Below are 20,423 nucleotides of genomic sequence, written 5' to 3' on the forward strand. Positions count from 1 at the left end.
TTCTTAATCAATCCGGCCGTCCCGGTCCACGCTCCATTTCAGCCGGGGATCGTCCAATATATCTTCCAGTTCACGCAACCGGTGCATTAAATCTGCCACGGAATCCGTTTCTACATTATATTTCACCATCACCTGCATTCGATACCGATCTTTCAAACGGGGGATCGGCGCCGGCACCGGACCCAACACTTCCACACCGGGCAACCGGTCCTGCTGCAACCTGTTGGCTGCCAGGTGAGCAGAACGCATCAACAGCGCTCGGTCCGGGTGCGTCAACAATACCGTAAACAAACCGCAAAACGGTGGATACCGGTGTTGTTTGCGCAACCGACATTCCTGCCGGTAAAACGACTCCACCTGGTAACGAGCCGCCAGATCCACACTGTAGTGTTCGGGATTGTAGGTCTGGATCACCACTCGCCCAGGCAATTGATGGCGACCAGCACGACCGCTCACCTGCATCAGCAATTGGAATGTCCGCTCAGCGGCACGGAAATCCGGCAAATACAGCGAAGTGTCCGCCGCGATGACACCTACCAGTGTCACTCGAGGGAAATCCAGCCCTTTGGCGATCATCTGTGTCCCCAACAGTACGTCTGCCTGGCCGCTACCGAAAGCTTTCAACAGGCGCTCGTGTGCTCCCTTTCGGTTGGTTGTGTCCACATCCATCCGAATCACCCGTATTCCAGGAAACAGACGGGCCAACTCTTCTTCCACCCGTTGGGTACCCGTGCCAAAATAACGAATGTGCGTACCGCCGCATGCGGGACAGGTGGAGGGAACTTGTGTCGCATACCCGCAATAGTGACAACGCAGGGTGCGATTGGTTTGGTGATAGGTGAGCGAAATGTCGCAGTGCGGACACGTCATCGCTTCTCCACAATCCCGGCAGAGCACAAACGTGGAGTAACCCCGTCGATTCAGAAGCAAGACGGCCTGTTCCCCCCGTTCGACACATAGGGTGAGGGACGTGCGCAACTTGCGGCTGAACAGGGATCGGTTTCCCTGGCGCAATTCCTCCCGCATGTCCACCACATCCACCGTGGGAAATGGGCGATTGTTTACCCGTTGAGGAAGGGTGACCCACTCATACACGCCCGTCCGGGCTAAAAAATAGCTTTCCACGGCGGGAGTGGCCGAGCCCAGTACCACCGTAGCCCCATGCTCCCGGGCGCGCCACAGCGCAACGTCACGGGCGTGGTATTTGGGCTGTTCCTCTTGTTTGTAACTGGACTCGTGCTCCTCGTCGATGATGATCAATCCCAACTGTTCAAACGGGGCGAAAATGGCCGAACGTGCCCCAATCGCCACCCGCACCTCGCCAGAGCGGATTTTGCGCCACTCATCATACCGCTCGCCGTCGGACAATCCACTGTGCAAGACCGCAACCTCGGAGCCGAATCGCTCCTTGAACCGTTTCACCATTTGCGGTGTGAGCGAAATCTCCGGAACCAGCACAATCGCCTGCTTCCCCTGCCGGATGGTGGCATCGATCGCCTGCAAATAGACCTCCGTTTTGCCGCTTCCCGTCACCCCATGCAACAGAATGGTGCGCTCCTTGTTACTGTTCAACGCGGAAAGAATGGTGTCCAATGCCTGTTGTTGCTGATCCGTCAACGGCAAAGGCGGCTTGTGTTCAAACGCGTGTTCACCGTATGGGTCCCGGTAAACCTCGCGTTCCTCCCAGGTGAGCCACCCTTTTTCCACCAACTTCCCGACGACGGAACGGGTAGTTCCCGCTCGGGTGAGCAAATCCGGGAGGGGGATTTCTTCCGGATGGTGAATGAATTGTTCCAACACCGCACGCTGACGAACGGATCGGGCGGGGATGTCCGCCAAGCATCGGGACAGCTCGTCCGACGAAAGCGCCGGTTTCACCCATGTGACAGTTCGCAATGTTGCACGGTCCCCCACATGTTCAACCAGCAACAACCGCTTTTCCCGGATTAGTCGACGAATGATGGTCCGATTCACACCTGGCCACGTCAACGCCTGCGACAGCGGTACCTCCTGTTTCGACTCGATGCGCTCAATCAGTTGCCGCTCTGCGTCGGGCAACGCGGTTGCCGGTGGAGCATGCGGATGGACGCGCAACATGCGGTGGTACCGTCCTTTCAGCACCGCGGGCACCATGGCATGCAAAGCGGTAATCTTCCGGCATAGGTAGACTTCGGACAGCCAAAATGCCAACCGGACCAATTCGGGAGTAAGCGGTGGGGTGACATCCAGTACATCGATGATGGCTTTCAACCGGGTGAGAGATGCGGAGAGGGCAGTTGTGAGATCGACTACATATCCCATCACGGTTCGCGGTCCGAACGGCACCTTCACCCGAGAACCAATCTCGGTGTCTGCAAGCAGGGAATCGGGCACTTCATAATCAAACGGCCGATCTGTTTCCTTGCTTGGCACGTCGACAATCACACGAGCAATCCGCCGATCAGCGCGCATGCAACCTCTCTCCGATCAAGCCGATCAGCCGCCGGGCCACTTCCCGCTTGGACAGCATCGGCAAACGGAGTACTTCCCCGTCTCTGTCGTAGACGGTGACAATGTTGGTATCACCGTCAAACCCGGCACCGGGCAGTGTGACGTCGTTGGCAACGATGAGGTCCATATTCTTTCGCTTCAGTTTGTCTTGTGCGTATGTCGCGACATGATCAGTTTCCGCAGCGAATCCGACCAGCAACTGGTGAGGTTGTTTGCGTCGCCCCACCTCTTGGGCGATGTCCGGGGTCCGTTCCAGTCGAACAACCATTTCCTCCCCGGTCTTTTTAATCTTGTAATCTGCCACGTGTGCCGGCCGGTAGTCCGCCACCGCCGCTGCCTTGATCACCACGTCAGCCCGGGGCAAATCACGCAGGACGGCTTCCAGCATCTCATCTGCCGTGCCCACATCTACCCGCCGGACACCCTGCGGCGTCTTCAGAGAGACGGGGCCGCTGATCAGGACGACTTCTGCTCCTGCAGCGCGTGCGGCTTCCGCCAGTGCGTATCCCATCTTGCCGGAGGAACGATTGGAAATAAACCGTACAGGGTCCATCGGCTCCCGGGTGGGGCCTGCCGTGACGATCACGCATTTGCCGGAGAGATCTGTCACCGGCTCCGCCAAGAGTTCCCGAATTCTTTCGACGATCTCCTCCGGTTCCGCCATACGCCCACGGCCGACGTAACCGCATGCCAGCTGTCCTTCACCAGGATCGATGAAGTGATAGCCCAGCCGCTTCAATTTGGCTATGTTTTCTTGGACGATCGGATTTTCGTACATATGCACGTTCATCGCAGGAGCAATCAACACTGGTGCTTGGGTAGCCAATAAGGCCGTCGTCAGCATATCGTCCCCCAAGCCGTGCGCCAGTTTCCCCAGCAGATTGGCCGTAGCGGGGGCGATAACGAATAGATCGGCATGATCGGCCAGATCAATATGAGAGACCACTGCCGGATCGCGCTCGTCAAAGGTATCCACCGCCACATGATGCCGCGAGAGTGTTTGCAGTGTGAGCGGGGTAATGAAACGGGTGGCCGATTCGGTCATGATCACGCGAACATCGGCCTCCAGTTTCGCCAGCGCACTGACCAGCGCAGCAGCCTTGTAAGCGGCGATCCCACCGGTGATGCCGACCACGATGCGTTTCCCCTTCATGGGATGCCCTCCTTCATCAACCCGATCCCATACAAAGCGAACGGGACCCATTTTCCTGCAGTCTGGGCCGCAATGGCATCAGCCGACCGGAAAACGGTCCCTCTTCTTCCTCGCTTCGTTTTCGGTTGCTTTCCGATTTCTTTTAATTGGTAGTATCGTCCTCTTGCGGTTTCACCACATCAGCGGCGATTTCCTCGAGCGCTATACCCACATATTTGTTGGAACGGGGTTCAATCCCTGGTTTCGTGCCGTCCAGGAGCTGCCTCGCCCGTTTGGCGGCCAACACCACCAGCGAGTATTTGCTGTCTGTTTTTTCCATCAACTTGTCTATCGACGGATAGAGCATGTTCCAACCCTCCTATTCCCAAATGGCCATGAGGCGTTCTCTGCGGCAATGTTCAGCGATAATGATCGAACGAATCCGATCGCAAGCCGCATCCACACGGTCGTTGACGACCACGTAGTCATAGTGTTGGATCAGATCCAGTTCTTTTGCAGCGGTGTCCAGTCGCTGCTCAACCACTTCGTCCGTTTCAGTACCCCTTCCTTCAATCCGCCGTCTCAATTCTTCCAATGAAGGGGGTACCAAAAAGATGAACACGCCGTGGGGAAAACGTCGTTTGACCTGCATAGCCCCCTGTACCTCGATTTCCAAGAGAACGTCTTGTCCTTCGGCAAGGCGTTCTTCGACAAAACGACGGGGGGTCCCATAGTAGTTCCCCACATATTCGGCCCATTCCAAGAGTTCGTCGTTGCGGATCATCTCTTCAAACTCTTCTCGCGTCTTGAAAAAATAATTGACCCCTTCTTGTTCTCCTTCACGCGGTTTTCGTGTCGTGGCGGAGACAGAATAGGTCAACTCGGGCATAAAATTGCGCAAACGCGCACAAACAGTTCCCTTTCCCGCCCCGGAAGGGCCGGAAAGAACGATGAGAAGACCTTGTTTTTGATGGGAGAATTGCATGCAACAAATCCTTCCTATTCGACAATTTCCTCATTGTGATCTTTACTCGTCAGGCGATGCGCCACAGTTTCCGGCTGAACGGCAGACAAAATCACATGATCGCTGTCGGTGATGATCACCGCTCGAGTACGTCTGCCGTATGTGGCATCAATCAACATGCCGCGTTCTCTCGCCTCCTGTATGATCCGCTTGATCGGTGCGGAATCCGGGCTGACGATGGAAATGATCCGGTTGGCTGAGACGATGTTGCCAAAACCGATGTTGATCAGTTTGATACCCAATCCAAGTGCCTCCTCGCTCCACTGAGAAAACTGAGCTCGTCGTGATGGATCAACCGCCCGGAGCCGATGGGCGGACCGGTACGGAATTCCTTCATCCCCATTTTAGATCCTTTTGACCCGGGAATCAATTCTACCCTTCCATTATTGCCGTCTTACTCGATGTTTTGCACTTGTTCTTTCATTTTTTCCAGCTCGCTCTTGCACTCCACTACCCAGGAACTGATGAGACGGTCGCCCGATTTGGAACCGATCGTATTCACCTCACGATTCATTTCTTGCAGCAGAAAATCGAGGCGACGTCCCACTGGTTCATTTGAACCGAGCGACTGAAGAAACTGACGGGCATGACTTTCCAGCCGGGTCAATTCTTCCTGGATATCTGATTTATCGGCAAAGATGGCCGCCTCCGTCAGCAATCGGTCTTCGTCGATTTTCACTTCCGACAAAAACTCGCTCAATCGTTGACGCAGACGGGTACGGTATTCCTCTACTACCACTGGTGCGCGTTTCCGGATTTGATCCACCAAACGGGTCAGGTTGCCGATTCTGTGGGCGAGATCCTCCGCCAACGCTTGCCCTTCCCGCTGACGCATCTGGAGTAACGCCTCACAAGCTTCATGAACCGCTTCCAGCAACAGAGACTGGTGATGCTCCGGTTCGATTTCTCTCTCACGTAACGTCCACACTTGGGGCATCTGCAACAAATCCATGGCAGTCGGTTCACCTGACAATCCCAAGCGTTGATTCATCTCCCTCACGGTATGGACAAGCGTTTGCGCCAACTGCCAATCCACTTCGGCCGTTTGCTCCCGGTCTCCCGTCTCCAGGGTGACGAACACGTCAACACGCCCCCGCTTGACAACGGATTGCACCGCTTTTTTCACAGGGTCTTCCATCATCATCCACCCTGACGGCAACCGGACCATAATCTCCAAAAAACGATGGTTGACCGAGCGGATTTCCACGATGAAGCGAATACCGTCCTTTTCTCGATCACCGCGACCGTAGCCTGTCATACTGCGGATATTCCTTTTTTCTTCCATGTTTTTATTCTAAAAGATTTCCCGTTGACTCACAAGTGAAGTAACCGCGTTCGCATCAGGGTTGATGGAAACGAAACAGGCTGCCCCAAACGGGTCAGCCTGTCTGTACGGTCAACATTTATTCCGCTTCGCTCAATGCAGAGTGCTTGCGGGAATAGCCGAAGTAAATCACCAATCCGATGGTAAGCCAGATGACGAACGCCATCCACGTAATCGCGGCCAACCGCGTCATCAGGAAGACGCAGAATAATATGGCCAAAATCGGTACAACCGGAACCCCGGGCACTTTGAACGGGCGTTTCACGTCTGGCATCGTTTTGCGCAGGACCAACACACCGAAGGACACCAGGGTGAATGCAGCCAGCGTGCCGATGTTGACCAGCTCGGCCAACTTGTCCAACGGCACCAGTGCACCGATCAACGCGGCGATCAGCCCCAGGAACCAAGTGGCACCATACGGCGTCCGATATTTTTCGTGCACATCCGAAAACTTCCTCGGTAACAGGCCGTCACGGGACATGGCGAAGAAAATCCGGGTTTGACCGTACAACATCACCAACATCACCGTGGTCATCCCAATGATGGCCCCCAGGTCGACAAATCCGGCCACCCAGTTTTGACCCACGCGTTCCAGCGCCAATGAGACCGGGTGAGATTGGTCTTGGGCGAATAGTTTAAACGGCACCATCCCCGTCATGATACCGGAAACCACCACGTACAATACCGTACAGATCCCCAGAGAATAAAGGAGACCGCGCGGCAAATCGCGTTGCGGATTTTTTGTTTCTTCGGCGGCCGCGGCCACGGCGTCAAACCCGATGTAGGCAAAAAAGACCAGTGCTGCTGCAGAAAACACGCCTTGATAACCAAACGGCATATACGGCATCCAGTTCGCCGGTTTGACATATTGGACACCCACAAAAATAAACAGCAACACAACGAGGATTTTGATGATGACCATGATATTGTTGGCTCGTTTGGACTCCGTGATTCCCCGTGCCAACAAGAAGGTAATCACCAGCACGATGAGAAATGCGGGCAGATTAAAAAAGGTGGCTTTACCCGGCAACGCACCAGGAGCGGCGGTCAATGCCACCGGCAGTTCAAAACCGAACAACCCTTTTAACAGTGATTGGAAATATCCTGACCAGCCGACGGAAACCGTACTGGTCGCCAACAAATATTCCAACACCAAATCCCAACCGATGATCCAAGCCACAAATTCGCCCAAAGTGGCGTAGCTGTACGTGTATACCGAACCCGACACCGGCACGAGAGAAGCGAACTCCGCGTAACAAAGGGCGGCAAACGCACAAGCCAAACCGGCCACGATAAAGGACAGGGTCAAAGCCGGGCCCGCCTTCAGCGCACCGGTTCCAGTCAGAACGAAAATACCCGTTCCGATGATCGCTCCGATCCCCAGCAGAGTGAGATCCCAAGCGGTCAGATCTTTTTTCAGGGTTTTTCCTGTTCTGCTTGACTGGATCAATTGGTTGATACTCTTTTTCCGGAATAGACTCATGTTCATCTCCTCCTGCGACTTAGCGTACCCATCACCCGAATATCAAACTCTTATTGAATTGTTTGATAAATAAAATCGTTCACATTGTAACAAATGTAATGTTTTGTAGTCAATTAACGAATTTTACCTCTTATTCCCCTACCATCAGCCCACCATGATCGCCATAACCCTCATTCTTACATGTCAACAGCGAAGCAGCTCGCATCAGCTAAATAAAAGAATTGGAAATATATCTTTTATTATCCACTAATCCCCTTATCGTTTTATGATTCTTGATATTCTAATCACCCCCTCTAATTAAAATATAATAATTATTCGGATAATAAATAGCAAGATCCTACGCTTATGCGTAGGAGGGCATGAACAAATCCTGCAACACCAATGTCATCGCACCGATCGCCGCACCGTTGTCCCCCAGTCGGGAACACATGATGGCGACATCTTTGGCTGCGGCGGAGAGCGCCCGTTCTTTTACGGTCTGTTGAAGCGGCTCCAATACAAAGTGGCCGGCGCGCGCCACACCACCGCTCAAGATGATGCGGGAGGGATTGAGCGTATTGATCAGGTTGGCGAGACCGATCCCCAGATAACGGCCCGCATCAGCCAACACTTCGATCGCCAATTCATCTCCTTGCTGAGCTGCCAGGTGAACCATCTCCCCTGTCAACCGTTCCGTCTCCCCGTTTACCCACTCCGCCAATACAGTGGATCGACCTTGTCTGATCGCCTCTCTTACCCGGTACAGAATGGCCGGACCTGCCGCCAGCGCCTCCAAACATCCCACATTGCCGCAACCGCACTTCGGACCGTTCAGGTCTATGGTGGTATGTCCAATCTCACCTGCGGTAAACGACGGTCCACGATACAACTCGTTGTTTAAGATAATTCCGGCACCGATCCCCGTTCCCACATGCACGCAAATGAAATCTGCGATATCTTTTCCCAATCCAAACCAACTTTCCCCCAAAGCGAGCGCTCGTACGTCGTTCTCCACTTCGACGGGCAGTTGAAACGCTTGTTCCAATCGATCTTTCAATGGCAAATCCCGGATATTGAGATTGGGGGCAAAAATGGACACCCCCTTTTCAGTATCAACAAGGCCGTGCATCCCTACCCCGATGCCCAGACAAGGCCGTGTCTGGAGATCTGCGCGATCCAACAATTGTCGGATCGCCCCTTGGACGAGATCCACAAACGCTTCCTCAGTCGGTTCAGGTGGAATCTCTACATGTACGGTATGCTGGACCTCTCCCTCCAAGTTGGCCGCCACGCCCCGTATCCTTTTCGCACCGGCGTAGATGCCGATGACGGTAAATGCATCGGCGTTGATCTTCAACATGATCGGCTTTCTGCCACCTGTCGATTCTCCCAATTCCGCCTCGATTACCAGATTGGACTCCAACAGTTCACCAACGATATTGGTCACCGTGGGCGGCGTCAATTTGGTCATCTTGGCAATCTCCGCTCTGGAGATGGGTCCGTGAAGACGAATCATATTCAGGATGGTTGACTTGTTGAGCGTCTTCATCCAACGGAAACTTCCCACTTGAATCATCCGCGACACGGCTTTGACTCCTTCCCAGCTCGTTACTGCTGTATCACTAAAATATCCGGCCGTTGGTAGACTTGTCCATCCCTTTCCATTATAATATATGGCCAATTTCCGGTGTGGGTAAGAAAGTGATTCGCTTGTTTATCCACCCATATCGTATCTTCCGATTTGATACCCGGCAATGAGGGATTCCAGGCAAATGCCTGATGCAGTTGCACCACCCCCTCACAATCCGGTGTCGCCAAAAACTCACGGGTGGCATACCCGGTAGGTCCGCCCTGATGAAGATATCGCCAATCATCCGGATGTCCCACCCGACGGTATGCCTCGATGCCCGCCCGCAATACGTCTCGGATCGGGACTCCCGGCCGGGTGGCAAGATTCATGGTCAAGTCGATCTCGGCCAGTTTCCAACGACGATCGGACAACGTTTTCGGCAGGGGACCAAAGTGGACCAAACGCGTCACATTGGCCACCAATCCCCATTTTTCCGCACAGAGTACCATCATAGCGTATCGCTCGAGCGGCTTGGCGGTGGGGATAGGATGACGATAACGGAACACGCGCTCATCTGTGGCCACTAGGATCACCTGGGGGAAAATGCCGTGTGGCAAAATCTTCTCTGCCAGACGTGATTGAATCTCCCATTCGCTCATCCCCGGTCGGATTTCCCGGCAAGTCTCCTCAACAGCCATCGCCGCCTGTCGACACAGCCATGCGTAGCGCCGTATTTCCTCTTTCTCCAGCACATAGGTCAACCGAAACAGTGCATCCCCCATATAGACTGCGCTCTCGATACCCAATGCATCCGGCCATACATCAGCCCCGATCTTTTTCCCCGCACATAATCGGCGAAGTATGGGCAATACCCCCTCGGTCCATTCCGAAGCGATCATCTCAAATCCCAGGCCCGCCAACTCCTCCTCTTTGATTCGGTCGGACTCCATCCGTGTCGTTACACAGAACGCCCGATCGTGGAAAATCAGCAGATCGGCAACCCCTTCTTCCGTTGTCCAGACGATATGATTGCATCGCCCCATGGTCAACCAAGCGAAACTGCGCCGTTTTCGCAACAGAATACCATCCAGTCCGTTTTGTGCCGCCCATCTGCGAAGTCGGGCGAGGCGCTCTTGCACGATGGCAATCGGCTCCGCTTCAACCGCCCTTGTCATCCGCGCATCTCCTCTTTTCTGTATCCGTTCGGATGGGATCGGTGCCATGCCCAGGCCGTGGTGATGATCGTGTCCAAATCCTCAAATTGCGGTCGCCATCCCAACTCTTCCCGCGCCTTCTGTGAGGATGCGATCAGCACGGCTGGATCTCCCGGTCGGTGCGGTGCCACACGGGTGGGGATGGGGTGTCCGGTGATTTCCCGTGCGCGTTCTACCACCTGTTTCACGGAGAAACCGGTTCCACTTCCCAGATTGTAGATACCGCTTTTCCCTGTTTCTCGCAATTTTTCCAGCGCCAACCGATGCGCCTGCGCCAAATCCATCACATGTACATAATCCCGGATGCAAGTCCCGTCTTCGGTCGGATAATCATCGCCAAAAATGGACAATGCCTCCCGTTGGCCGAGGGCTACTTGCAGCACGATCGGGATCAGATGGGTTTCCGGGTCATGATCCTCTCCGATGTGACCGTCCGGATGCGCACCTGCCGCGTTGAAATACCGCAGGGAAATAAAACGCAATCCATAGGCTTGTTCACACCATTTCATCATTTTTTCGATGGCCAGTTTCGTTTCGCCATATGCATTGGTTGGTTCGGTAGCGTCCGTCTCCTGAATGGGAATTTGTCTGGGCTCACCATACGTGGCGGCTGTCGACGAAAATACGATGCGCTTCACTCCGTGTTCGATCATCTTGGTCAACAGAATTTGTGCGGCTGCGACATTGTTGTCGTAGTAGGCCAACGGATCTTTCATCGAATCGCCGACCAAGGAATATGCGGCGAAATGAACCACCGCCTCCACATCGTACCGACGGAAAATCTGGTCCAACAGCTCGCGGTCGCGTACATCGCCGTGGATAAACGTCTGCGCCAACACCGCTTCCCGATGCCCTTTTTCCAGATTGTCCAGCACAATCACTTCTTCTCCGTGGTCCAACAGTTCGCTTACCGTGTGACTCCCGATATAACCGGCACCGCCTGTTACGAGAATCGCCATGATGTGAAAACCTCCTCGCTCACTTCGCGTGCACCGTCTCCGATCTCCGCCGTATAAAAAGCGGGTGTCAATCCCGTCTGCCTTTCGTACTGTTTCCCGACTTCCTCTTGAAACGTCTCCACTGCATCCCGGTGCACCAAACTAACCGTGCATCCACCAAATCCCGCTCCCGTCATGCGCGTACCGATGCATCCATCCACCTGTCGAGCTGCATCAAACAGGGCATCCAGCTCTTTCCCGGTCACTTCGTACAAATCGCGCAAGGATTCATGCGATTGGATCATCAAACGGCCAAACGCGATCAAATCCCCTTCCTCCAACGCTTCGACGGATGCATGGACACGGGCGTTTTCCTCCACCACGTGCGTCAACCGTTTCCGAAGCGTTGGATCAGATACCCGCTCCCGCACCCGTTGCCACGTGTCCACATCCACCTCACCAAGACTAGATGCGTTTTCCAACCAGGAGCGGATTTGCTTAAACCCTTCCTCGCATTCGGCACGCCGTTCATTATATTTGGAATCGGCCAGTTCGCGCGGTTTGTTGGTATGGGTGATGATCAACCGGTAATCGCCCAGTTCCAGCGGTGCGTACCGGTACCGAAGAGTGTCGCAATGCAACAGGATGGCGTTATCTTTTCGTCCCATGCCGGAGGCGAATTGATCCATGATCCCGCATTGGACACCGATGAAATGGTTTTCCGCACGTTGCGCCATTTTGACTAGCTCCACCATCGGCCAATCCGTCCCGGCCAGCGCTTGACAAGCCACCGCTGTGGCCATCTCGATGGAAGCCGACGAGGACAATCCCGATCCCATCGGAATATTACCGTGATACAGCATGTCCGCTCCGTCCAGCTGGACACCTTTCTCCAAAAACTGGTGGATAATTCCTTTGGGATAGTTGGCCCAGCCGTCTTCCGGACGAAATCGGATTTCATCCACCCGACAGTGGACTTCCCTTTCCATTTGGCATGACGCGAATCGAAACCAACCATCTCTGCGCGGACGAACCAATACCCACGTGCCAAACGTCAGCGCCGCCGGAAAAACGAAACCGCCCGTATAATCAGTATGTTCCCCGATCAGATTCACCCTTCCCGGAGCAAAAAAGACGCGGACCCCGCCACCCTCGTCGAAATGACGTTCAAACTCGCGGAACCATTTTTCACCCGCCATTTATGAACTCCGCCCCTCCTTATCCAGATATCGGCGATACGCTTCCCGCATCTGCTCCGCCGTTTGTTCGACAGCGTGAGGATTGCAGGCCGCCCATGCTCCCATTTCCGAAGAAGCATAAAATTTCAGTTTATTACGGTCGCGTAACGGTGGATAAAATTCGATATGAAAATGATAGTACGCCTCCACATCGTCTCCGTTGACCGGACGTTGATGAAGTACCATCATGTAGGGGAACAACCGGTCGAACAGCGCATCCATCGTGCCGGTCATGTGTTTGAGCATCTCGGCCAAATCCCGCTTCTCCTTCCGCGTGAAATCCGGTAAGGCGGTTTTATGACTTTTGCTCACGATAAACAATCCGTAAGGGTAGTCGGTGAAAAAGGGAAGATACGCCAGAAATGAATCATTCTCGGTGATGACCCGTTGCCCAAATGCCTTTTCCTCCCGGTTCATATCGCAAATCAGGCAACGCTTGGTCCGTTCGTGATGTTTTCGGCAATTGGCCAATTCAGTGCGGATTTTGAGCGGCATTTGTGAATAGGCATAAATTTGACCGTGCGGGTGGGGCATGGTCACACCGCATTCCTCACCGCGGTTTTCAAAGATCAACACATACTGGTGCGCAGGGTCCTGTCCCAATTCGACGAATCGTTCGGTCCACAGATCGACCAGCTTTTCGATATGATCCACCGACAGCTGAGGCAACGTGACCGTATGTTCCGGAGAATACAAAATCACTTCGCATTTGCCGCGGGCTTTTCTGGTTTGGTAGAGTGATGAGCCGACCGGATCCGGTTCCGGAGGATCGGGCATCAACGCCGGGAAATCGTTGTCGTAGGCATAGACATCGTAATCATCCGGCACCTTCCCCGACCCCGGGCAAAACGGACAAAAGTCCTTGGGCATGGTCGGCCGGTGCGAACGGTTGCTGGCCACCATGGTCCAATCATCCAACAGCGGATTGTATCGGAGTTCCACCTGACTTACCCCCTCTAACTTAAATTAATTAATTATGTATCTTTATGATAAAGCGCTTTCTTTTATTTGTAAAGCAGATTTTTTTGACAATAGCGAAAGAGAAAACGTCCACTCATCTTTTGGGATGAGTGGACGTTGAGACTCGGGCTTGTTTGATGAAGACTCAGCAACGTATTGGGATTCTATCTGATCCTCCCGTTGGTATTGTTATCCGTTCAGCCGTTTCAGCAGACGTTCCCGATCAGATTCGAACCCGGGTTTACCCAAGAGCGCAAACATATTTTTCTTGTAAGCTTCCACCCCAGGTTGGTCAAACGGGTTGACTCCAAGCAGATAACCGCTGATGCCGCACGCCTTTTCAAAGAAGTAGACCAATTGGCCGAAATAATAAGGGGAGACTTCCGGCACTTCCACAACCAGATTGGGCACACCGCCGTCGGTGTGAGCCAAAAGCGTTCCTTCCATCGCTTTTTTGTTTACAAAGTCCATCGTTTGACCGGCCAGATAATTCAATCCGTCCAGGTTTTCCTCGTCGGACTGGATGGTCAGATCCACACGGGGTTGGTCGATGCGGATCACGGTCTCAAAGATGTTGCGCAACCCTTCTTGGATGTATTGCCCCATCGAATGCAAATCGGTGGTAAAGTCGACAGCGGCCGGGAAAATTCCTTTCTGGTCTTTCCCCTCACTCTCACCGTACAATTGTTTCCACCATTCGGCGAAATAATGGAAAGACGGCTCATAGTTGACCAAAAGCTCCGTCGTTTTTCCTTTTCGATAAAGTGCGTTGCGAACCGCTGCATATTGATAGCTCGGGTTTTCCGCCAACACGGGGTTGCGATACGCTTCCGCAGCGTCGCGGGCTCCGGCCATCATCGCTTCGATGTCCACTCCGCTCACAGCGATCGGCAACAGCCCCACCGCCGTCAATACAGAGTAGCGTCCGCCGACGTCGTCCGGGATGACGAACGTTTCATATCCTTCGGCATCGGCCAGTTTTTTCAGCGCACCTTTGGCCCGGTCAGTGGTGGCATAAATGCGCCGACGTGCTTCTTCTTTGCCATAGCGTTTTTCCATGTATTCACGGAAGAACCGGAACGCAATGGCCGGTTCCGTCGTCGTGCCCGATTTGGAAATCACGTTGACACTGATATCCTTGCCTTCCAATAGCTCCAGCAATTGAGCGGTGTATGTGGAGCTGATGTGATGCCCGACGAAATAGATTTCCGGTGTTTTGCGCTTGTCCTTCGGCAATTGGTTGTAAAAGCTGTGGGTCAACATTTCGATGGCGGCACGTGCGCCCAGATACGATCCGCCGATCCCGATCACAACCAAAGCGTCCGAGTCGGACTGGATCTTTTTTGCAGCGGCCTGAATCCGAGCAAATTCGTCCCGGTCGTAGTCAAAGGGAAGATTCACCCATCCCAGAAAATCATTGCCCGCTCCCGTGCCGTTATGTAGAAGCTCATGTGCTGTCCGCACGGCCGGCTCCATCTGGGCAATCTCATGCTCTCCGACAAATGTCAATGCTTTGGAATAGTCGAATGTCAATCGTTTGGTCATTGCGCATCCCCCCCGTTATCCTTACTATTAATGGAATCAATAGGTGAATTTGAGATTCCACCGCTTACCACGCTTGATTATACTACAAATTTGTTGTTGTCCAAAAGAATTGTCCAGCAATCACGTCATTCATCCTAGAAAATACTTTTTTCATCAAACAGCGACCTCTATATCTTTATATCTCAACCAAACAACTTCACAAATGTGCTGTTTTTTCATATGATTATATACAATGTTGGATGGCGGATTCATGAAGATTTTCCCTGTCAAACAGTACACGACTAGGGCGTGTCTGGTAAATCCGCGTGGGAGCAAATGCTCTCCCTGAGCGACTTACCAAGCCCGGCCGAGTGAAGACCCGGAATGCGCAGGAATGAAATCGCGGGCAACTTCCTCTCAGCGAAGCCTACTTTGCCCGCGACCTGCACTCCGGGGCGGAGCTGCCATGACCTGCTTCCTTGCAGGGCGCAGGTGGAATAACCCGGGGAAGAATTTGGACAGTATTCACCAGACACGCTCTAAAAAGAGGAGTAATGGAGATGTTGGCAGCTATCATTCACGGATGGGTTCTCGCTTTCGGTCTGATTATCCCGTTGGGTGCGCAAAATGTGTTTATTTTTAACCAAGGCGCTCTTCAACCCAAATGGTCCCGGTCGCTGCCAGCCGTTTTGACCGCTTCCGTTTGCGACACCTTATTGATCGCATTGGCCGTAGCAGGTGTGTCACTGGTAGTTCTCAAATTGGCATGGCTGAAATGGACACTCTTCGGCGTTGGCTTTTTCTTTTTGTTATATATGGGATGGAACATCTGGCAATCAGCACCCGATCCCCATTCCGAAAAAGAGCGTACACCACTGCCTCCGGTCAAACAGATCACGTTTGCCTTATCCGTCTCCCTGCTGAATCCTCACGCCATTCTGGACACCATCGGCGTGATCGGCACTAGCTCATTGCAGTACACGGGGATTGCTCGTTGGGCGTTTACACTTTCCTGCATCCTCGTCTCATGGGTATGGTTTTTCGGTTTGTCCGTAGCTGGACGTGCGGTACGCACGCTGGATACCGGCGGACGATGGTTGCATTGGATCAATTGCCTTTCGGCTTTGATCATTTGGGGAGTAGCCGCGATGATCGGCCAGCAACTGATCGTGGAGCTGGGAAAACGTGCCGCAACGACGTCATGGTAACCACCCGACTTACATACACAGTCCGCGGGGCCTTTTTTGATGGGTCGATGTACACAAAAGCCCGGGAGGTACCCTGAGGTATCTTCCCGGGCTAGAGCGTGTCTAAATGGGTGCATTACGTTTTCGTCTCGCTCCACCTGCGTCTTGCCAGCACCAGACGCAGGCGTTTCATGCCAGACCCGAATAGGGCATCTCAAAAGGAAGCATCCGACCCCAACCATTTTCCTTCAAACACCACTTCCGCCGGTCCGGTCATGTACACGTGGTCGTCTTGCTCGCTCCACTCAATTTCCAGATCGCCCCCCCACAGGTGGACGATCACATGGCGGCCAGTTCGGCCTGTCAGTACCGATGCCACCACGGATGCACAAGCGCCGCTGCCGCATGCCATGGTTTGACCGGCACCACGTTCCCAGACCCGCATATCCAGCTCCCTGTTGGATCGGACCGTGATGAATTCCACATTGGTTTTATTAGGGAAATACGGATGCGTCTCAATTTTTGGCCCCCACGCTTCCACCGGAAAGCTCACAACATCGTCCACGAAAATGACGACATGCGGGTTGCCCATGGAAATGGCGGTAAAGGCGAAATGCCGTCCGTCTACTTCCAGCGGTTCTTCCACCACACGGTCTTTGCGGATCGTGACAGGAATTTGCTCACCCTGCAAAACGGGAACGCCCATATCCACCTTCACCTGATCCACCCGGTTGCCGGCCACATCCAGCCATACCCGCTGAATCCCGGCACCGGTTTCCACGGTCAGCTCCTTTTTGACGCCGGAGACGCATTCGTAGTAATATTTAGCCACGCATCGCACCGCATTGCCGCATTGTTCTGCTTCGGTACCGTCGGCGTTGAAAATGCGCATCCGCAAATCGGCCCGCTCCGACGGCAGAATGAACACCAGTCCGTCCGCACCCACGCCGCGATGACGATCACAAACAGCCCGCGCCAAATCTCTAGGCGATTCATTCAACGGGTCTTTTTGATATACCACCACAAAGTCGTTACCCAATCCATGCATCTTGGTGAATTTCATCTTGTTCCCCTTCTACGTCTTCTCACCCGTGAACCAGACGCTGCGCAATCGGCAAACTGTCCAGCAATCCGGCGATCAGCGTCGGGAAAGCAGACGCGGCCACCACCAGCGCCCACTCCCGCAGAGACAATGCCACCGTGTGGAAAATAGGTTGGAGCGGGGCATAGTAGATGACGCTGATCAACAGCATAACCGAAGAGAGGACGGCCAACACCAACGCTTTGTTCTCCAGCGGATGCCGGTGAAAAACGGTCAGGTTGCTGCGGCAATCAAATACGTACACCAATTGGGACATCACCAATGTGGCAAAGGCAACCGTCTGCGCACGAACCAGATCGTCAGGTGTTTCGGTGTAGGTCACCCAAAAGGCTCCCACCGTAAACACCCCGATTAAGAGACCACGCGTCACAATTTTCCACCCCACACCGCGGGCAAAAATGCTTTCACGGCTGTTGCGCGGCGGGCGGTTCATCGTGTTTTCCTCCGGTGGGTCCACCCCGAGCGCCAACGCGGGCAAACCATCCGTTACCAAATTGACCCACAATATCTGTATGGGCACGAGTGGCAACGGCATCCCCGCCATCATCGCGATGAACATGACGAGGATCTCACCCACATTGCTCGCCAACAAATAGCTGATAAACTTGCGGATATTGTCATAAATGCTACGCCCCTCTTCGATGGCTGCAGCAATCGTGGTGAAATTATCATCCGCCAACACCAATGCAGACGCTTCCTTTGATACATCCGTTCCGGTGACGCCCATTGCGATGCCGATATCCGCTGCTTTGATGGCGGGTGCGTCGTTGACTCCGTCCCCCGTCATGGCCACCACGTGTCCGTTTGCCTGCAACGCCTGGACGATGCGCAATTTGTGTTCCGGAGATACACGGGCATAGACGTCGATATGATGAACTTTTTCTTTCAATTCCGACTCGCTCATATTATAGAGATCGCTTCCGGTTACTGTCAAACCTCCCGCCTGCAAAATCCCCAGTTGCCGGGCAATGGCCACCGCCGTCGCCTGATGATCGCCCGTGATCATCACCGTTTTGATGCCCGCTTTCCGGCACGTGAGGATCGCCTCCCGCACTTCTTCCCGCGGCGGATCAATCATCCCGGCCAACCCTACGAACACGAGGTTGCGCTCCAGCGTCGTTTCCCTCTCCGATGCGATCGTCCCGTGAAATTCACGGAACGCAAACGCCAAATTGCGAAGGGCCATCGAGGCCAAACGTTCATTCATCTGCAGCGCTTCGGCCCGAAGTCGTTCCGTCATCGGTTGGATGCGACCTTCGTGCCAAATGTGGGTGCATTTCTCAATCAAAACGTCCGGCGCTCCTTTTGCCAACAACATCCGTTTCTCTCCGCGTTCCACGATGACGGACATCATTTTACGTGAAGAGTCAAAGGGAAACTCTTTCTCCCGACGCCAATCCCGCTCCAGTCGCTCCGGATTCATGCCGCCCTTGGCCCCGGCCACTAACAGCGCACCTTCCGTCGGATCACCGTCGATTCGCCAGGTTTCCTGTTTCCGTCGCAGTCGTCCGTTTCGCGCAGTCTCCCTGATCAACGCCGCATTGTTGCACAACACGGCAATTTCCAATAGACGACGCAGTGCCGGCGATTGGTCGACCCTCATCTCCCGGCCATTCGACAGGAATGCACCGTCGAGCTCGTATCCGCTTCCCGTTATTTCCAACAACTGACGGTCTGCCCACACCCGGGTCACAGTCATTCTGTTTTGTGTCAGTGTACCCGTCTTGTCCGAACAGATCACCGTGGCACAACCCAATGTTTCCACGGACGGTAGTTTACGCACAATCGCCCGCCTGCGGATCATCCGCTGCACACCCAGGGCAAGTGCGATCGTGACGATAGCGGGCAATCCTTCAGGTATGGCAGCTACTGCCAAACTGACACCGGATAAAAACATCTTGTACGCATCATGACCGTGCAGAATGCCCGTAACCACCACCAACGCCGTCAACAGCAATGCAACCGCGATCAGGACTTTCCCCAGCTGTTCCAAACGGCGTTGCAGCGGCGTCTGCACAGTCTCCGTCGATTGAATGAGATGGGCGATCCGTCCCATTTCCGTACGCATGCCCGTATCCACCACGACTGCCTTGGCCGTCCCGCGCACCACCATTGTTCCCATGTATCCCATGTTTTTGCGGTCACCCAGCGGTACGTCGGAGCGTTTCAGCCGGGCGCCCGTCTTCTCCACGGGCAGTGATTCCCCGGTCAGCGCCGACTCTTCCACATACAGACCTTCCACCTGCAAAAAACGGACATCCGCCGGGATCCGGTCTCCGCTCTCCAACCCGACCACATCGCCCGGCACCAGCTCCGCCGCCGGCATCCGTTGCCACATACCATCCCGCAATACGCGGGCAGTGGGCGCAGATAACTGTTTCAATACCTGCAACGACCGCTCTGCCTTCACTTCCTGAACAAATCCCAACACCGCGTTGAGGACGACAATAGCGATAATCGCAATTGCATCCGTGTATTCACCCAATAAGCCGGACACCAGCGTAGCAGCTAGCAAGACCAGCACCATGAAATCTTTGAATTGATTCAACAGCAATACCAACGGGGAGATGCGCTGTCCTTCGGTCAGCTGGTTGGCTCCAACCCGCCGCAACCGCCGCTTCGCTTCGGACGTACGTAAACCGGTTGTCGGGTCGACTGCGAAATGGTCCAACACCTCCCTGATGTCCACATCCACCCAATGCCCATGCTGCGTCACATTCCCTCCTCCTTTGTCCCATCCTCTCTGGTAACCATATTCAGACAGGCCCCGAATCATGATTGGGGATAAGGGGGAAGGGAAGAAAAAGCGCCCGTTTCCTGTAAGAAACAGAGGGCATAGTTGCTGGCAAAGTACCGTAAATTCATCTGCCACGGAACCGGTGCACTATTTTCAATCGAGCAACTTACTCTCTCTGTAACGAAACCGCTCAAAGGACGCTCGCCGGAAAAAAGCCACTCTTCTCATCAAGTTAGGAGTTACCAGACACGAACTGATTTCCGCTACCATAGTTGACCATCGAATGGTATTGATGTAATCTTGCACGGTTTTACAGATAAAGCCTCCTGAAAGCCTACGGTTTCAATCGTAGGATGAAAGACGGCGTTGCTCGGCATCCCCCTTTTGGGGATGGCAAGAGAAACCAATTCGCTGTATAATCGAACATATGAGCGGTGCTCATCCCACTGGTAGTGGGTTTGTTCCTGTGTACGTCATGGTATGAGGTTCCAGTGGCGAACCAATCTCTCCCACTGGGTAAA

At 53.9% G+C, this 20,423-nt stretch carries 16 protein-coding genes; 1 reads left to right on the forward strand and 15 read right to left on the reverse strand.

Annotated elements, in window-relative coordinates:
• Nucleotides 1-3 precede the first annotated feature (3 nt).
• The 13 genes from priA to NWF35_RS00770 form a co-directional block, all read right to left on the reverse strand.
• Nucleotides 4-2,451 (reverse strand): primosomal protein N', encoded by a 2,448-nt coding sequence (gene priA / locus NWF35_RS00710; RefSeq protein WP_301237187.1) that lies wholly within the window; start codon nt 2,449-2,451, stop codon nt 4-6.
• Nucleotides 2,441-3,643 carry a bifunctional phosphopantothenoylcysteine decarboxylase/phosphopantothenate--cysteine ligase CoaBC gene (coaBC, locus tag NWF35_RS00715; RefSeq protein WP_301237188.1) on the reverse strand — a complete coding sequence of 401 codons (1,203 nt, stop codon included), beginning with the start codon at nt 3,641-3,643 and terminating at the stop codon, nt 2,441-2,443. Before coaBC ends, priA begins: the two co-directional genes overlap by 11 nt.
• A 142-nt stretch (nt 3,644-3,785) precedes the next feature.
• Nucleotides 3,786-3,989, reverse strand: a complete 204-nt coding sequence (gene rpoZ, locus NWF35_RS00720; RefSeq protein ID WP_301237189.1) for a DNA-directed RNA polymerase subunit omega — start codon at nt 3,987-3,989, stop codon at nt 3,786-3,788.
• Between the two features lie 12 nt (nt 3,990-4,001).
• Nucleotides 4,002-4,607 (reverse strand): guanylate kinase, encoded by a 606-nt coding sequence (gmk, locus tag NWF35_RS00725; protein WP_301237190.1) that lies wholly within the window; start codon nt 4,605-4,607, stop codon nt 4,002-4,004.
• Between the two features lie 14 nt (nt 4,608-4,621).
• Nucleotides 4,622-4,888 (reverse strand): extracellular matrix/biofilm regulator RemA, encoded by a 267-nt coding sequence (remA, locus tag NWF35_RS00730; protein WP_301237191.1) that lies wholly within the window; start codon nt 4,886-4,888, stop codon nt 4,622-4,624.
• Between the two features lie 152 nt (nt 4,889-5,040).
• Nucleotides 5,041-5,904 (reverse strand): YicC/YloC family endoribonuclease, encoded by an 864-nt coding sequence (locus NWF35_RS00735; protein WP_301237192.1) that lies wholly within the window; start codon nt 5,902-5,904, stop codon nt 5,041-5,043.
• Nucleotides 5,905-6,049: 145 nt separating this feature from the next.
• Entirely contained in the window at nt 6,050-7,459 is a 1,410-nt protein-coding gene (gene bcaP, locus NWF35_RS00740; RefSeq protein WP_301237193.1) for a branched-chain amino acid transporter BcaP, read from the reverse strand.
• A gap of 337 nt (nt 7,460-7,796) precedes the next feature.
• Nucleotides 7,797-9,008: an ROK family transcriptional regulator gene (locus NWF35_RS00745; protein WP_363321519.1), complete on the reverse strand. Its 1,212-nt coding sequence runs from the start codon at nt 9,006-9,008 to the stop codon at nt 7,797-7,799.
• Nucleotides 9,009-9,040: 32 nt separating this feature from the next.
• Nucleotides 9,041-10,177, reverse strand: coding sequence for a M24 family metallopeptidase (locus NWF35_RS00750; protein WP_301237195.1), 1,137 nt, complete (start codon nt 10,175-10,177; stop codon nt 9,041-9,043).
• Nucleotides 10,174-11,175, reverse strand: coding sequence for a UDP-glucose 4-epimerase GalE (galE, locus tag NWF35_RS00755; protein WP_301237196.1), 1,002 nt, complete (start codon nt 11,173-11,175; stop codon nt 10,174-10,176). The genes NWF35_RS00750 and galE overlap by 4 nt, the downstream gene beginning before the upstream one ends.
• Nucleotides 11,160-12,353, reverse strand: a complete 1,194-nt coding sequence (locus NWF35_RS00760) for a galactokinase (protein ID WP_301237197.1) — start codon at nt 12,351-12,353, stop codon at nt 11,160-11,162. Before NWF35_RS00760 ends, galE begins: the two co-directional genes overlap by 16 nt.
• Nucleotides 12,354-13,334, reverse strand: coding sequence for a galactose-1-phosphate uridylyltransferase (gene galT / locus NWF35_RS00765; RefSeq protein ID WP_301237198.1), 981 nt, complete (start codon nt 13,332-13,334; stop codon nt 12,354-12,356).
• A 207-nt stretch (nt 13,335-13,541) separates the two neighbouring features.
• Nucleotides 13,542-14,897 carry a glucose-6-phosphate isomerase gene (locus tag NWF35_RS00770; RefSeq protein ID WP_301237199.1) on the reverse strand — a complete coding sequence of 452 codons (1,356 nt, stop codon included), beginning with the start codon at nt 14,895-14,897 and terminating at the stop codon, nt 13,542-13,544.
• A gap of 539 nt (nt 14,898-15,436) precedes the next feature.
• Between NWF35_RS00770 and NWF35_RS00775 the strand changes: the two genes are divergently transcribed.
• Nucleotides 15,437-16,084, forward strand: coding sequence for a LysE/ArgO family amino acid transporter (locus tag NWF35_RS00775; RefSeq protein WP_301237200.1), 648 nt, complete (start codon nt 15,437-15,439; stop codon nt 16,082-16,084).
• A gap of 193 nt (nt 16,085-16,277) precedes the next feature.
• Here the strand turns inward: NWF35_RS00775 and dapF are convergent, their stop codons facing one another.
• Nucleotides 16,278-17,126, reverse strand: coding sequence for a diaminopimelate epimerase (dapF, locus tag NWF35_RS00780; protein ID WP_301237201.1), 849 nt, complete (start codon nt 17,124-17,126; stop codon nt 16,278-16,280).
• 22 nt (nt 17,127-17,148) lie between these two features.
• Nucleotides 17,149-19,941: a calcium-translocating P-type ATPase, SERCA-type gene (locus tag NWF35_RS00785; protein WP_301237209.1), complete on the reverse strand. Its 2,793-nt coding sequence runs from the start codon at nt 19,939-19,941 to the stop codon at nt 17,149-17,151.
• Between the last annotated feature and the right edge of the window lie 482 nt (nt 19,942-20,423).

The sequence above is a fragment of the Polycladomyces subterraneus genome (assembly GCF_030433435.1).
Taxonomy (GTDB): domain Bacteria; phylum Bacillota; class Bacilli; order Thermoactinomycetales; family JIR-001; genus Polycladomyces; species Polycladomyces subterraneus.